This is a genomic window from Bizionia sp., from assembly GCF_048259285.1.
In the GTDB taxonomy this organism is placed as follows: domain Bacteria; phylum Bacteroidota; class Bacteroidia; order Flavobacteriales; family Flavobacteriaceae; genus Algorimicrobium; species Algorimicrobium hallyeonense.
Genome location: NZ_JBLXHU010000009.1, coordinates 1 through 14168, shown reverse-complemented (window position 1 = coordinate 14168; position 14168 = coordinate 1). Strand labels below are relative to the sequence as shown.

The 14168-nt window shown below is 34.5% G+C and carries 14 protein-coding genes; 10 read left to right on the top strand and 4 right to left on the bottom strand.

Features of this window, described 5'->3' with window-relative positions:
* Positions 1-28 precede the first annotated feature (28 nt).
* On the top strand, positions 29-817 hold the full coding sequence (locus ACN0QX_RS06310) for a hypothetical protein (RefSeq protein ID WP_417195916.1): 789 nt from the start codon (positions 29-31) through the stop codon (positions 815-817).
* A gap of 7 nt (positions 818-824) precedes the next feature.
* Here the strand turns inward: ACN0QX_RS06310 and ACN0QX_RS06305 are convergent, their stop codons facing one another.
* Entirely contained in the window at positions 825-2090 is a 1266-nt protein-coding gene (locus ACN0QX_RS06305) for an exo-beta-N-acetylmuramidase NamZ domain-containing protein (protein WP_376860067.1), read from the bottom strand.
* Here ACN0QX_RS06305 and ACN0QX_RS06300 point away from each other — a divergent pair, their 5' ends adjacent.
* From ACN0QX_RS06300 to ACN0QX_RS06290, 3 genes are all read left to right on the top strand, one after another.
* Complete coding sequence (locus ACN0QX_RS06300; RefSeq protein ID WP_417195915.1) at positions 2091-3326, top strand: ABC transporter permease; 1236 nt, start codon at positions 2091-2093, stop codon at positions 3324-3326. It begins immediately after the preceding gene.
* A 265-nt stretch (positions 3327-3591) separates the two neighbouring features.
* Complete coding sequence (locus tag ACN0QX_RS06295) at positions 3592-4572, top strand: PLP-dependent cysteine synthase family protein (RefSeq protein ID WP_248395246.1); 981 nt, start codon at positions 3592-3594, stop codon at positions 4570-4572.
* Positions 4573-4647: 75 nt separating this feature from the next.
* On the top strand, positions 4648-5502 hold the full coding sequence (locus tag ACN0QX_RS06290) for a T9SS type A sorting domain-containing protein (protein ID WP_417195914.1): 855 nt from the start codon (positions 4648-4650) through the stop codon (positions 5500-5502).
* Between the two features lie 9 nt (positions 5503-5511).
* On the opposite strand, the gene ACN0QX_RS06285 is transcribed toward ACN0QX_RS06290, so the two are convergent.
* From ACN0QX_RS06285 to ACN0QX_RS06275, 3 genes are read right to left on the bottom strand one after another with little or no spacing between them, the layout of a single operon-like run.
* A complete protein-coding gene (locus ACN0QX_RS06285; RefSeq protein WP_417195913.1) occupies positions 5512-5895 on the bottom strand; it encodes a DUF3037 domain-containing protein in 384 nt (127 codons plus the stop codon).
* Complete coding sequence (locus ACN0QX_RS06280) at positions 5885-6664, bottom strand: HipA family kinase (RefSeq protein WP_417195912.1); 780 nt, start codon at positions 6662-6664, stop codon at positions 5885-5887. Before ACN0QX_RS06280 ends, ACN0QX_RS06285 begins: the two co-directional genes overlap by 11 nt.
* A gap of 34 nt (positions 6665-6698) precedes the next feature.
* Positions 6699-7232, bottom strand: coding sequence for a CIA30 family protein (locus ACN0QX_RS06275; protein WP_417195911.1), 534 nt, complete (start codon positions 7230-7232; stop codon positions 6699-6701).
* Between the two features lie 95 nt (positions 7233-7327).
* Between ACN0QX_RS06275 and ACN0QX_RS06270 the strand changes: the two genes are divergently transcribed.
* From ACN0QX_RS06270 to ACN0QX_RS06245, 6 genes are all read left to right on the top strand, one after another.
* Complete coding sequence (locus tag ACN0QX_RS06270; RefSeq protein ID WP_417195910.1) at positions 7328-8599, top strand: DUF2851 family protein; 1272 nt, start codon at positions 7328-7330, stop codon at positions 8597-8599.
* A gap of 16 nt (positions 8600-8615) precedes the next feature.
* A complete protein-coding gene (locus tag ACN0QX_RS06265; RefSeq protein WP_066251082.1) occupies positions 8616-8843 on the top strand; it encodes a PspC domain-containing protein in 228 nt (75 codons plus the stop codon).
* 2 nt (positions 8844-8845) lie between these two features.
* The gene (locus tag ACN0QX_RS06260; RefSeq protein WP_417195909.1) at positions 8846-9868 is read left to right on the top strand and encodes a potassium channel family protein; all 1023 of its coding nucleotides are present in this window, start codon (positions 8846-8848) and stop codon (positions 9866-9868) included.
* Between the two features lie 96 nt (positions 9869-9964).
* Entirely contained in the window at positions 9965-12034 is a 2070-nt protein-coding gene (locus ACN0QX_RS06255) for an amino acid carrier protein (RefSeq protein ID WP_417195908.1), read from the top strand.
* 18 nt (positions 12035-12052) lie between these two features.
* The gene (locus ACN0QX_RS06250) at positions 12053-12922 is read left to right on the top strand and encodes a ComEA family DNA-binding protein (protein ID WP_417195907.1); all 870 of its coding nucleotides are present in this window, start codon (positions 12053-12055) and stop codon (positions 12920-12922) included.
* 21 nt (positions 12923-12943) lie between these two features.
* Positions 12944-14113 (top strand): acyl-CoA dehydrogenase family protein, encoded by a 1170-nt coding sequence (locus ACN0QX_RS06245; protein ID WP_417195906.1) that lies wholly within the window; start codon positions 12944-12946, stop codon positions 14111-14113.
* Positions 14114-14168: the final 55 nt, after the last annotated feature.

Genomic DNA, 14168 nt, shown 5'->3' with positions numbered 1-14168 from the left:
CAGATTGTTTAATTTAAATATATTCGTCATGAAACTACTACGTATAGTGATGTTTATGATTTTAGTTACTAGTTGCCATTTTGTTTCCCTCGCACAAAGTAATATTTACTCTACTATAACAAGAAACATAAATACCAAAGCAGCCAGTTTGGCTCATAATTTGAATGCAACAGGTGATACTTTGCTTCTAAAAAGTGAATATCCACTTTCCAAAATTGAAATAATTAGCGATTCGGGTGTGCAGGTTATGCCGCTTGGTGGCAACAAAAAGGAGGTAAACGTCCCATTGAGTTTTTTAGAGGTTGGTAACTATACACTTTCTGTATTATTTATAGAAGGTAAAGATGATACCTATATTTACAGTAAAACCGTGGTTTTTAAAATTGCAAGATTGCTGCCTATCATGGAGTTTACTGCGCCTAATACACGATTAGCAACAACTACGAACATGGATAAGGACATTGTTTTAAAAACGTCTGAAGTAAACGATTCAGAAGTTCGTGAATTGGTCAAATCGGAAAAGCAGATTAAACCGTCTCGTGATACAAAAGGACAATTAATAAATAATGAAGCATTAAAGCAATTTTATCCGCCAAGCGAAACGGCTTTAAAGAATAAAAAATTTACCACTAAAAACAAAGCTGTAGCGACTTCCAAAACCACTAAAATTAGTAAAGGTGAAAGTGAAGGAACAATTTTTGTTCCTTATAGTTTGTCTGATCCAAGGCGTTTAAGTAATGATAAACGCTATGTCATTCAAACACGAGCAGAATACAGAGCCGCGAATTTAAGACCGAACGGAAAACCGTACGATTAGCCGTATGTTATCTATAAATTAAATATGCTTGTCTCATGCTATCATAGGTTTGCAAATCACGAACCCAGGTTTTTTTAATTTCGTAGGCGGTATGACTACTTTCAATTTGTTTTTGCAACCTGTCTGTTCCTGCTAATTTGATAAAAAAGTTATTAAAAAAGGTTGCTTTGTCCGATGTTGCTTGATAGGCTTCAATCAAATAATTTAAATCCAGTCGGTTTAGTTGTTGCGCGTCACTTAAATCTAAACCATAACAAACTTTTCCTTCATGTTTTGGATATTTAGAACCTTCATTTGGTTTTGGAGTAAATTCAAAATTATAATTGAACATCGCTTTATCTAGAAAAGGACTCCCAAATATTTGAAACTGTTTTTCTGTTCCACGTCCAGCACTAACATTGGTGCCTTCAAAAAAACACAAACTCGGATACAGATTTATAGCCACATCGTTCGGTAAATTGGGCGATGGTTTAATTGGTAAACTATAAGCTGTTTGGTGCGTATAATTTTTTACAGGAATAACCGTGAGTATGCAATTAACGTTGTTTTTCAACCACTTTTCGCCATTTATCATTTGGGCATATTCGCCAATAGTCATACCATGAACCACAGGCACTGGATGCATGCCAACAAAACTTTTATGAGCCATTTCTAAAACAGGACCATCTATATAATGACCGTTTGGATTGGGTCTGTCCAAAATTAAGAGTGGAATATTTTGTTCTGCACAAGCTTCCATAACATAATGTAATGAGGAAATGTAAGTGTAAAAACGGGCACCAACATCTTGAATATCAAAAATTACATAATCAATATCAGCCAATTGTTCAGGTTTTGGCTTTTTATTGTCACCATACAGCGAAATTATAGGCAAGCCGGTTTTAGTGTCTATTCCATCTTTAACTACTTCGCCAGCATCAGCAGTTCCGCGAAAACCATGTTCTGGCGCAAATACTTTTTTTATATTGAGGTTTAATGCGACTAATGAATCTACCAAATGCGTGTAGCTTGTATGTCCCGAGTTTTTAAATATAACCGAAGTCTGATTGGCAACAATACCAATTCGTTTTCCTTTTAATAAGGGTAAATACGCATCTGTTTGATTAGCACCAACCACTAAATCTTTTTTCGTTTCAGGATTAGAATGTGCTGAATTTTGAAGCATATTTGTTTTTTCAACTGATTCCGTTTGTGAAAAGTTTCCACAAGAAATCAGTACCATAACAAATAATAAAACTGTATTTTTGAATCGATTTAAAAGTAATTGCATCATTTGAATTTCGAATATTTTATAGCAAAACGCATTATTGATAGTAAAGCGTATAAAAGTAGCGTTTCGGCACCAATAATAAAAATTGGTATCGCTGCAATTGCCATTGGTATTATTGTCATGATGATTTCCATTGCTACTGGAATTGGGCTTCAACAAAAAATTCGTGAAAAAGTAGTTGCTTTTAATGGTGAATTAATGATTTCCAAGTTTGGCAATAATAATTCGCAAGAGAGTGATGGATCACTTTCATTAGATCAAGATTTTTATCCTGAATTCAACGCGGTTGAAGGTGTTGAACATATCCAAGGTGTGGCAACAAAATTTGGAATTATTAGAACCGAAACCGATTTTGAAGCTATAATTGTAAAAGGTGTTGGTACGGATTATAAATGGGATTATTTTCAAGAATATCTAGTTAAAGGGAAACTTCCAGAATATACAGATGCCTATAGTCAGGATGTTTTAATCTCCGAATTCACCGCCAATCGGTTACATGTAACGGTTGGAGATAGCATTCAAACCTATTTTGTAAATAAAGATTTCAACCAAAAAGTACGCATTATTCCTTATGAAATTGTGGGTATTTATAATTCCGGATTTCAGGAATTTGACAAAACTTATCTCATTTCGCATATCAAACATTTACAACGTATTAATAAATGGGAAAAAAATCACGTTGGTCATTTTGAGCTTTTTGTGGATGATTATTCGCAATTAGATGCTATTCGGGAGCAAGTATATCAAAACACACCATCTGAATTTAATACCGTTACGGTGGAGAAAAAATTCGATTCCATTTTTGAGTGGATAAGTATTTTTGTAAAAAACATTTATGGCATTATTGGCATTATGGTTCTGGTAGCGGGATTTAATATGGTTACCGCATTACTCGTTTTAATTTTAGAACGCACGCAAATGATTGGTATTTTAAAAGCATTGGGAAGTAATAACTGGACCATCCGAAAAATATTCTTGTACAACGCATCCTATTTAATAGTTTTAGGATTAATCTGGGGAAACCTCATTGGTTTAGGCATTCTATTGGCGCAAAAATATTTTAAAATTTTCCCTTTAGACCCAAATGTGTACTACGTAAGTGAAGCACCTGTTTATTTAAGCATCACCTATATTGCCGCTTTAAATATTGGTACGTTTATTCTGTGTTTACTAATGTTGTTGATTCCTTCTTATATCATCACAAAAATTTCGCCAGTTAAAGCTATTCGGTTTGAGTAATGTTCAGATTACAGTTTGCGGTACTCAATCGCAGTTTACAGTTTTCAGTCATAGTTGCAGTTTATCATGTTACCATTAAGTAGTTTCGACGTAAACTCTTTATGAATCTCCACGTTTCTCCACAAATCTCCATGCAAAAACTCCCTATCAAAAAACCTTTCGTGCTTTCCTATCAAAATCATACCTTTGCAATTCTAATTTAAGAACACATGTAAAAAGGTACTCGCTATTGTTTAGTGCGAACGATTATCTTAAAAACTCATATATGGATTACGTAGAAAATATACTAGGAACCATTGGTAATACACCCATGGTAAAATTAAATAAACTAACAGCAGATTTACCATGTTTGGTATTATCTAAATACGAAACTTTTAATCCCGGAAACTCTGTTAAAGATCGTATGGCTTTAACCATGATTGAGGATGCGGAAGCAGACGGACGTTTAAAACCAGGTGGAACGATTATTGAAGGAACGTCAGGAAACACAGGTATGGGATTAGCTTTAGCTGCTATTGTAAAAGGTTACAAATGTATTTTTGTGATTTCAGATAAGCAGTCTAAAGAAAAAATGGATATTCTTCGCGCTGTTGGAGCGGAAGTAGTTGTGTGTCCAACAGATGTGGAGCCAGATGACCCAAGAAGTTATTATTCTGTTTCCAAACGATTGGGTGAAGAAACACCAAATTCTTGGTATGTTAATCAATATGATAACCCAAGTAATGCCAAAGCACATTACGAAAGCACAGGTCCAGAAATTTGGAAACAAACCGATGGAAAAATCACGCATTTTGTTGTTGGTGTAGGAACAGGCGGAACTATTTCTGGCGTTGGTAAGTATTTAAAAGAACAAAACCCGAATGTAAAAATTTGGGGAATTGATACGTATGGAAGTGTCTTTAAAAAATACCATGAAACAGGAATTTTTGACGAGAAGGAAATTTATCCATATGTAACCGAAGGTATTGGTGAAGATATTTTACCAGAAAATGTGGATTTCAGTATTATAGATGGTTTTACCAAAGTTACGGATAAAGACGCGGCTATATATACCCAGAAATTAGCCAAGGAAGAAGGCATGTTTTTAGGGAATTCTGCGGGAGCAGCAATAAAAGGCTTGTTACAGCTTAAAGAGCATTTTACAAAAGATGATGTAGTTGTTGTTTTATTCCACGATCACGGAAGTCGTTATGTTGGAAAAATGTTTAACAACGAATGGATGGAGAAAATGGGTTATGTTGAATAAGGTTTCAATTAACCTTTTGGAAGATTAAGTCCTAAAAGTTATTTTTTGTACCTTTAAAGTGCTAGATCTATTTGTATGAAACATATTTACTTTTTTATATTTATTTTTATTAACATTTCTACTTATGCGCAACAACATCAGATTCAGATTGAGTTGGTGGATGAAAATGTTGGGTATTCATTAACGGTTGGAGGACAGTATTCAAACGAATCCAATGATGCAGGTTTAAATCTAATATTTCAAAATTATAACGTTACGTCTTATGAAATGGTCTATGGTTATACAAATGAAACCATGATGGATAAATTAGGTGTTGTAAGTTGTGAAGACTGTGACGTGGAGCAGTTTTTGCAAGACTTAACAAATTATAATTCAGTAATAAACTACGTTGATATATTTTCTGGGGATGTTTTGTCTAATGGTTTAGTTCTAAATCTAGTAGACAATAATGTCGGCAGTTTTGTGTCATACTCCAATGAAATAGCCGTTACAAATGATGGAGGATTAAATCAAATATTTTCTGATTATAATGTGCGTCTTTATGAGAATGTAAATGTTGGAACTTCCTATGAACAATATGAATTGGTATGTAATTGTGATGCTAATTTGCTTAAGCAAGAATTAGATAGTTATTCCACCGTTGTTTCAATTACAGATTATGTTTATGCATCCTTTTTATTATTAACTGCAGATATAGAAAGTCAAGGAGTAAAAATTTATCCTAATCCGTTCACAAACACGATTAATTTAGATACAGTAACTCCAATAAAAACGATTGAGGTTTATAACATATTGGGAAAAAGGGTTCATGTTTCTTCAAAGACTCGTAATTTTGAAAATTTTGCGCCAACCTTAACACGCGGTATTTATCTTTTAAAGATTATTAACCAAAATGGTCAAACTTCAACAAAAAAGTTGATTAAGAATTAAGAACGAATTTTACAATACAAACAATTCAAAGAGGCCTTCCAAGGTCTCTTTTGGATTTGTACAGAGTCCTGAATGTGTTTTGGAGCATTGAAGAATGGTGCTTTTGGAAGCTGCCAACCATCGGAATCTATCAGAAACTTCCATTTTTTCAATAACGCCTCCTGAAGGATTACCTTGGCAAACGGACTCCCAGACTTTTAAATAGCTCTCAATTTCAGCTTTATCTATGTCGCTTGAATATGCGGCTAGTTTTTTAGGATTTATATAATACTTCATGCCTAGAAATTTTTTCCGCTTCGAAAAAAGGATCACACCTATATTAAAGAATTCCTCCCGTTCAACTTTAGGAACCAATCTTATAATGGCATATTCAAAAGTAACGTTATCTGGCATCTTCAGCTTCTTTAACGAGTTTATCAATCATGGCAAGTTTGGCCTTTAAATAGGTGGTATAAGCTGCTCTCATGTCGTTTGGAGAAAACGCATCTGCGTCACTTTCAAGCCAGTCTTCTGGGATTAATGAAATAATTTCTTCAATTTTCTCCGTGTTAAGTTGTGTTGTAATGTGTTGAGAAGCTTCATTTAAATTTTTGGCAAACTCTAGTAATACATGATCTTTAATAAGTGGAAACGTTCTCGTTAAATGGTTTTCCCATGTTTGCCAATTATGGTGAAAATAAAAACTAGCACCATTATCAATAACCCATAATTCTTTATTCCAACTTAAAAGGTTGGTGTTTTTAGCGGTTCGGTCAATATTACTAATGATGCTATCCATTAAAACTATTTTGGAAGCCGTTAAAGAATCAATATGGGTTACTAACGGATCAAAAGTAATAGCACTAGATAAATAGTGAAGTCCGAGATTTAAACCCACACTAAATTTGAGTAAATCTTGAATTTCCTCATCAGGTTCGGTTTTGCTGAAGGAGTCGTCTAGATTCATGAACACCAATTCAGGCACATGTAAACCGATAGCGCGTGCAATTTCGCCACCAATAAGTTCGGCAATTAATGCTTTTTTGCCTTGACCAGCACCTCTAAACTTTAAGACATACAGGAAGCCATCATCCGCTTTTACTATGGCTGGAAGCGAACCACCTTCGCGCAATGGATTGATATATTGCACTACATTTACCTGTCGGATTTCTATTGTATTCATGAATTCGAAGATACTAAAAAGTTCAGATGAAATTTTACTTTACTAACACAATACTCTCTATTTCTAATTGGAATTTTTGCGGGTTTTTAGTACCGATTAAAAAACCAATTTCTTTCATATTTTTACCAGGGAAATTGGGCATGTCTAAATTTCGACCACGGAAAACAGCAGGCATATTAGTAAAGGCAATGTCTATTGTTTCCCAATCTCCAGAGGTTTGAAATGTGGCTGCATAACTATGTCTGTTATTTTTGTTGGATTTTACACGGAATTGATAGGGATTACCATCACCTTTTATTCGGATTCTAAAACGTGTAAAACCTTCGTGATTTTTTACATTACAATCGTGTCTAACAGAAGAAAAACCGCCATTATTTTCTAATGATATTTCGCCTTTAAAAATACCATTTCCAGCTTCATTAATACTAAACGTGCCATTAGATTTTCCGCCCATAACCACATCATCAAGAATATACCAATCGGTTTGTTTACTATCTGTATTAAATTTATAAAGTGTCATAGGTGTTTGTGTTAAAAGGATTACGGTTATAAAAGCAAGATATTTCATGTAAATAGTTAGTTTCCGCTTATTTTTAGTTTTTGTAAAAATACGAAACTCGCAACACAGCACCATAATTAGTTTAAAATATGTAAATTAGAAGGATGCAAGAAGCGTTTTTACATTATTTATGGCAGTTTAAAAAGTTTCAGCTTTTGAATTTGAAAACAACTCAAGAGCAGCTTATTACTGTGGTAAATTCAGGACAGCACAATCAGCTTTCTGGCCCTGATTTTTTTGCAGCGCAACTTAAAGTTGATAATCAGCTTTGGGCAGGAAATGTAGAAATTCATATTAAATCTAGCGATTGGTATGTGCATCATCATGAAAAAGATCCTGCGTATCAAAACGTGATACTTCATGTGGTTTGGGAACACGATACCGATGTTTTCAGAAAAGATAATACCGTAATTCCAACATTGGAACTGAAGCATCATGTGGATAAAAAATTACTTAATAATTACCATGAACTCTTCTCTAAAAAACAATCATGGATAAATTGCGAAAATGAATTTAGTGATACACCAGAATTTTTATTGCAAAATTGGTTGGAACGCTTATATATAGAACGTTTAGAGCAGAAGTCCGTTGCAATTACGCATTTATTGAAAAAATCAAAAAACAATTGGGAAGCCGTTTTGTTTGCCATGCTCGCTAAAAACTTTGGTCTTAATATTAATGGTGATGCGTTTTTAAGCATGGCACAATCTATAGATTTTGCTATCATTAGAAAACTTCAAAATAAACCTGAAGAGCTGGAAGCCTTATTTTTAGGTCAGGCCGGATTATTAAGTTCAGAAAGTAATGAGCCTTATGAGCTGCAATTGAAGGCGCATTATAAATTTTTGAAAAACAAATTTCAATTGGATAATAGTTTGGTAACACAACCGCAGTTTTTTAAGTTACGGCCTCCTAATTTTCCAACCATACGCTTATCACAATTGGCCGTCTTATATACTGAAAATGACGCATTGTTTTCAAAAATAATGGATTGTAAAACCCTTGAGCAAATTTATAAGCTTTTTCAAGTGGGCTGTTCTGAGTTTTGGAGAACACATTTTACGTTTCAAACGACTTCCAAACCATCAAAAAAGATTTTGACTAAAAATTTTATTCACCTATTAATTATAAATACGGTTGTGCCTTTAAAATTTGCCTACAATAAAAAACAAGGAACAGATGTAATTTCAGAACTACTAGAACTTATGGCACATATTCCTTCCGAAAACAATACCATTGTAAATAAGTTTAACCAATTGAAACCAATGCCTAATTACGCCAATGTTTCACAACCGTTATTACAGCTGAAGATGCAGTATTGCAATCCAAATAAATGTTTACAATGCGCTATTGGAAATCGCTTAATAAGCAAATAAATTATTACATTGCAATATGAATTTTTTTTATAATGCCTTACTTTATTTTCAAAAGCGTGGTTATTACGTTTGCCAGCGTATAGCTGACCGCATGGGTATTCGTGCCAAGGTTGTAAGAACCTCATTTATGTATCTCACCTTTGTGACATTAGGCTTTGGTTTTGCCCTCTATTTGTTTATTGCTTTTTGGATGCGAATAAAAGACTTATTATTCACAAAGCGCTCATCAGTGTTTGATTTATAAGTATGAGAAACTTCGTTTTAAATCTTTTTCGTTCTAAAATAATAATAGCAATTGTCTTGTTAATTTTATTGCTTTTAGTTGGCGTTATAGGGTTTATGATTATGTCCGGTTACCGCTGGGTAGACGCGCTTTATATGACAGTAATAACCGTTACAACGGTAGGCTTTGGCGAAGTCCGCCCTTTGGATGATGCTTCTAAAATATTCACTATTTTTTTAATTCTTACTAGTGTTATTATTGTTGGTTATGCTATTAGTGTGATTACCGAATATATTTTGAGTAAAAATAATTTTGAAGATTTAAAACAAAAGAAAATGCAAAAAAAGATTGATAATCTTTCTGGTCATATTATTATTTGTGGCTATGGCAGAAACGGCAAACAAGCTGCACATAAACTAATGGCTTATAAAAAACCTTTTGTGGTAATTGAACGGGATAAAGAGGTTATTGAAAAATTCCAAAGTGAAATGGTGCCATTTGTTCATGGAAATGCCAATGAAGACGAGATTCTTTTACAAGCAGGAATTGAGAAGGCTACGACGTTAATTTCTGCATTGCCTAATGATGCGGATAACCTATTTGTGGTATTATCTGCTCGGCAAATAAATCAGGATATGAAAATTATTAGTCGTGCATCTCAAGAAACGTCTTACAACAAGTTGAAACTAGCTGGTGCTAATAATGTTATTTTGCCAGATAAAATAGGTGGAGATCACATGGCATCTTTGGTGGTTGTTCCCGATTTAATTGAGTTTATTGATAACTTATCTATTGTGGGGAAATCCAATATTAATATTGAAGAAATTGCGGTGAGTAAATTCTATGATACAACGGAAATTCGTACCATTCGCGATTTGGATTTACGCCAAAAAACAGGTTGTAATGTTATAGGTTATAAAGATGAAAATGGCGATTATATTATTAATCCAGAAGCCGAACAACGCCTAATGCCTAATTCTAAAGTTATCGTTCTTGGAAGGCCAGAACAGATAATGAAGCTTAATTCAGTTTACAACATCCGTTAATCAAATTTTGTTTTTAACAACAGATGTTTTAAAAACTCATTTTTTTTTAGCATCTTGTCCTACTAATTTATAAAAAACTAACTAATAAAAAATCTTATGAAGAAAATTCTTCTTTCAATTTTTACTGCAATTCTGCCCATAATAGCGTTTGCGCAAAATTTTGAAATAGAAGGGCAAGTCTCAAACCCTTCATCCACAATTAACGATGGTGTTGTAACAATTACGGTTAAAGGTGGAGTAGAGCCTTATACCTATCGCTGGAGTAATCAAAGTACACCACTAACTTCTAATAGAGCTATTGGGCTTACGGAAGGAGTTCCGTATTCAGTTGTTGTTACAGATGTTGCAGGAAATAGTAAGACCGTGGTTTATACGGTAGAAACGGAAGCAATTACAGAGGTTTTTAATGGTACCATGACACCGGCAGTTAGTGCGCTAGGTTCGGTGCTTTTTTGGGATCCTTTTGCTGCAATAGGAATTTATGATCCAGTTGTCTATGCAGACAGCAAGCAAATAGGTATTCCAAATTGGACGAACGAAGTTCAAAATAAATATACACTTAAGTCTTGGCTTAAAGGCGATGGTGAAAATGTCCTTAAAGATGAGCCAATTGCCGTTATTCAGGATATGGCTGGAAATGATATTACGGTAAACTCATCAGCAAAAGGAAAATTAAAGCATTTAACCGCAGAAGGAAACGTTATTTTTAATTCAGATAATGCGCAACACGTAATTGAACAAGGTGCTCATAATTTCGCACAAGTAACTTATGATAAGCCAGTTGTTTTAACCCATCCAAATGGTGACCCACTAACAAAACCTATTTCATTTATTGTAATTTGGTTAGTATTGGGGGCGTTATTCTTTACAATTAGAATGGGCTTTATTAATATCCGTGGATTTGGACATGCTATTGATTTAGCACGTGGAAAATATGACGATCCAGATGCACCTGGACAAGTTACACACTTTCAAGCTTTGGCAACAGCCGTTTCAGGTACTGTTGGATTAGGAAATATTGCTGGTGTAGCCGTAGCGGTATCCTTGGGAGGAGCAGGCGCAACTTTCTGGATGATTGTTTGTGGATTATTAGGGATGTCAACAAAATTTGTAGAGTGTACTTTAGGTGTTAAATATCGTGATATTCTGCCTGATGGTCGTGTGTTTGGTGGCCCCATGAATTACCTACGTTACGGGCTTGAAAAGCGTAACATGAAAGGATTTGGAAAAGTGCTTGCAGGTATGTTTGCCGTTTTAGCAGTTGGTGCTTCTTTTGGAGGTGGTAATATGTTTCAAGCCAATCAATCTTTTGAGCAGTTAGCAGGTCAGTTTCCTATGTTAGAAGGTAACGGGTTCTATTTTGGTGTTATAACCGCAATTTTAGTAGGAGTTGTTATCATTGGAGGTATTAACAGTATTGCCAAAGTAACAGGTAGAGTAGTTCCTGTAATGGCTAGTATTTATGTGGTTGCTGCCCTTGCCGTTATTATTATGAATATTCAAAATATTGGCCCAGCTTTTACGGCTATTTATGAAGGTGCTTTTAGCCCTTCAGCTCTTAAAGGTGGCGTTATTGGTGTATTAATAGTTGGTTTCCAACGTGCCGCATTTTCCAATGAAGCAGGTGTAGGTTCTGCAGCTATTGCTCATAGTACAGCTAAAACAAACAATCCACCATCGGAAGGTTTTGTGGCCTTATTAGAACCATTTATTGATACCGTTGTTGTGTGTACATTAACGGCTTTAGTATTAATTTTTACTGGTATGCATGAAGTAGAAGGTATGGCTGGTGCGCAATTAACATCTGATGCTTTTGGTAGTCAAATATCTTGGTTCCCATATGTGTTAGCGGTAGCGGTATTCTTATTTGCATTTTCAACTATGATATCATGGTCTTATTATGGAATGAGAGCTTGGACATACTTATTTGGTAAGAGTAAGAAAATTGAATTTATATATAAAATGTTATTTTTAGTATTTGTAGTTATTGGAGCATCCGTTAGTTTAGGAGCTGTTCTTGACTTTTCAGATATGATGATTTTAGCCATGTCGTTTCCAAACATAATTGGTCTTTACATTATGTCTAGTGAGGTGAAATTCGATTTAAACGAATACATACAGAAACTAAAAACTAACCAATTATATAAAAGGTTGGATAAGAAATAAACTTCTAAATTAATCATTATGAAATCCCATTTCACGTTTACTAAAAAACAGCGAAATGGGATTTTTTTGTTAATCGCTATCATGGTGATTCTTCAAGTTTTGTTTCACTATTATAATAAAACATTAGATGGCAACAACCATGATGCGCTCATCAATACCGAACTCCAGCAGGAAATTGATTCTTTAAAATTGGTTCAGATTGAAAATTCTAAATTCAAAATATTTCCTTTCAACCCTAATTATATAACCGACTATAAAGGCTATACTTTAGGCATGAGCAATGAAGAAATAGATAGACTTCATAAATTTAGAGCATCGGAAAAATGGGTGAATTCGGCATCAGAATTTCAGCAAGTAACCAAAGTGTCTGATTCGCTTTTAGTCGTTTTATCACCAAATTTTAAATTTCCAGAATGGGTTACAAATCCGAAACCGAAACCTTTCAATTCTAATAACTACAATAGCAAACCCAAAACATTTGGGCAGAAAATTGATTTAAACCAAGCAACAGCTTCTCAATTAAAACGTATTTATGGTATTGGTGATGCCTTATCCGAGCGCATAGTTTCCTATCGCGAAAAAATAGGCGGTCAATTTATTGCTGATGTAGAACTAACGCAAGTGTATGGCTTGTCTGCTGAGGTCATTGAACGCATTCAAGAACAATTCACTGTAAAAACACCAAAACCCATTGCGCGTTTCAATGTAAACACAGCTACGCGAGATGAGTTGGTTACCATTCCATATATAGATTATGAAGTGGCGCACAACATTATAGAGCAACGAATTCTTCTGGATGGCTTTAAATCATTAACCGATTTAACGAAAGTTAAAGACTTCCCTGTAAACAAGATTGAGATAATTACGTTATATTTGACACTCGAATAATTATACAAAAAACCAAAATTTATGAATACTATGTACTTCACCGAAGAGCATAACTTGTTTAGACAGAGCTTAAAAGATTTTTTACAGAAAGAGGTAGTTCCACATATTGAAAAATGGGAGAAAGACGGAACTGTTGAGCGTTTTATTTGGAAAAAATTCGGGGATATGGGCTTCTTTGGTGTTAATTATCCGGAAGCGTATGGCGGATTAGATTTAGACTTATTTTATACAATCATTTTTCTTGAAGAACTGCAAAAAGTTAATTCTGGCGGTTTTGCAGCCAATATGTGGGCGCATGCTTATTTGGCAATGACACACGTAAATGCTGAAGGAAGTGATGCTATTAAGGAAAAATATTTAACAGCAAGTATTTCTGGTGATATGATTGGTTGCCTTTGTGTAACCGAACCTTTTGGTGGTAGTGATGTGGCAGGAATGCGCACAACGGCTGAAAAGAAAGGTGACACTTATGTCCTTAACGGATCCAAAACATTTATTACAAATGGGGTTTATAGCGATTATTTAGTAGTTGCCGCTAAAACAAATCCGGAGTTAGGAAACAAGGGAATTAGTATGTTTATTATGGATAGAGATACACCTGGTATTTCTGCAACCAAATTAGATAAATTAGGATGGCGAGCAAGTGATACTGCCGAAATTGCTTTTGATAACGTGACCATTCCTGCTGAAAATTTAATGGGTGAAGAGAATAAAGGGTTTCCATATATCATGCAACATTTTGCATTTGAGCGTTTAATTATGGGCGTAAACTCACATGCTCGCGCTGAATTTGCTTTAAATTATGCCAAGAAATATATGAGTGAACGTTACGCCTTTGGAAAGAGTATAAATAAATTCCAAGCCTTACGTCATGCCTTTTCAGATGCATACGCAAGTATGATTGTATGTAAAGAATTTAACTACTCTATTGCCTACAGAATGAATAAAGGTGAATATGTGGTTAAAGAAGCAACGATTTCCAAATTGCAATCTACCAAAATGGCCGATGAGGTGATATACCAGTGTCTTCAATTTTTAGGTGGTTATGGTTATATGGAAGAATATCCTATGGCACGATTATTACGAGATAGCCGATTAGGACCAATTGGAGGTGGTACATCTGAAATTTTGCGAGAAATTATCGCCAAAATGACGTTGGATGGAAAAGATTATAAGCCAGCGACGAAATAACTTCGAAAGTTATTTTGGCGAAAATGCTAAAAGAAATTATCGCCAAAATGACGTT

Coding starts and splice junctions, on each gene's coding strand:
- ACN0QX_RS06310 (WP_417195916.1), top strand. CDS start 29: ATGAAACTACTACGTATAGTGATGTTTATGATTTTAGTTACTAGTTGC.
- ACN0QX_RS06305 (WP_376860067.1), bottom strand. CDS start 2,090: ATGATGCAATTACTTTTAAATCGATTCAAAAATACAGTTTTATTATTT.
- ACN0QX_RS06295 (WP_248395246.1), top strand. CDS start 3,592: ATGGATTACGTAGAAAATATACTAGGAACCATTGGTAATACACCCATG.
- ACN0QX_RS06290 (WP_417195914.1), top strand. CDS start 4,648: ATGAAACATATTTACTTTTTTATATTTATTTTTATTAACATTTCTACT.
- ACN0QX_RS06285 (WP_417195913.1), bottom strand. CDS start 5,895: ATGCCAGATAACGTTACTTTTGAATATGCCATTATAAGATTGGTTCCT.
- ACN0QX_RS06280 (WP_417195912.1), bottom strand. CDS start 6,664: ATGAATACAATAGAAATCCGACAGGTAAATGTAGTGCAATATATCAAT.
- ACN0QX_RS06275 (WP_417195911.1), bottom strand. CDS start 7,232: ATGAAATATCTTGCTTTTATAACCGTAATCCTTTTAACACAAACACCT.
- ACN0QX_RS06270 (WP_417195910.1), top strand. CDS start 7,328: ATGCAAGAAGCGTTTTTACATTATTTATGGCAGTTTAAAAAGTTTCAG.
- ACN0QX_RS06265 (WP_066251082.1), top strand. CDS start 8,616: ATGAATTTTTTTTATAATGCCTTACTTTATTTTCAAAAGCGTGGTTAT.
- ACN0QX_RS06260 (WP_417195909.1), top strand. CDS start 8,846: ATGAGAAACTTCGTTTTAAATCTTTTTCGTTCTAAAATAATAATAGCA.
- ACN0QX_RS06255 (WP_417195908.1), top strand. CDS start 9,965: ATGAAGAAAATTCTTCTTTCAATTTTTACTGCAATTCTGCCCATAATA.
- ACN0QX_RS06250 (WP_417195907.1), top strand. CDS start 12,053: ATGAAATCCCATTTCACGTTTACTAAAAAACAGCGAAATGGGATTTTT.
- ACN0QX_RS06245 (WP_417195906.1), top strand. CDS start 12,944: ATGAATACTATGTACTTCACCGAAGAGCATAACTTGTTTAGACAGAGC.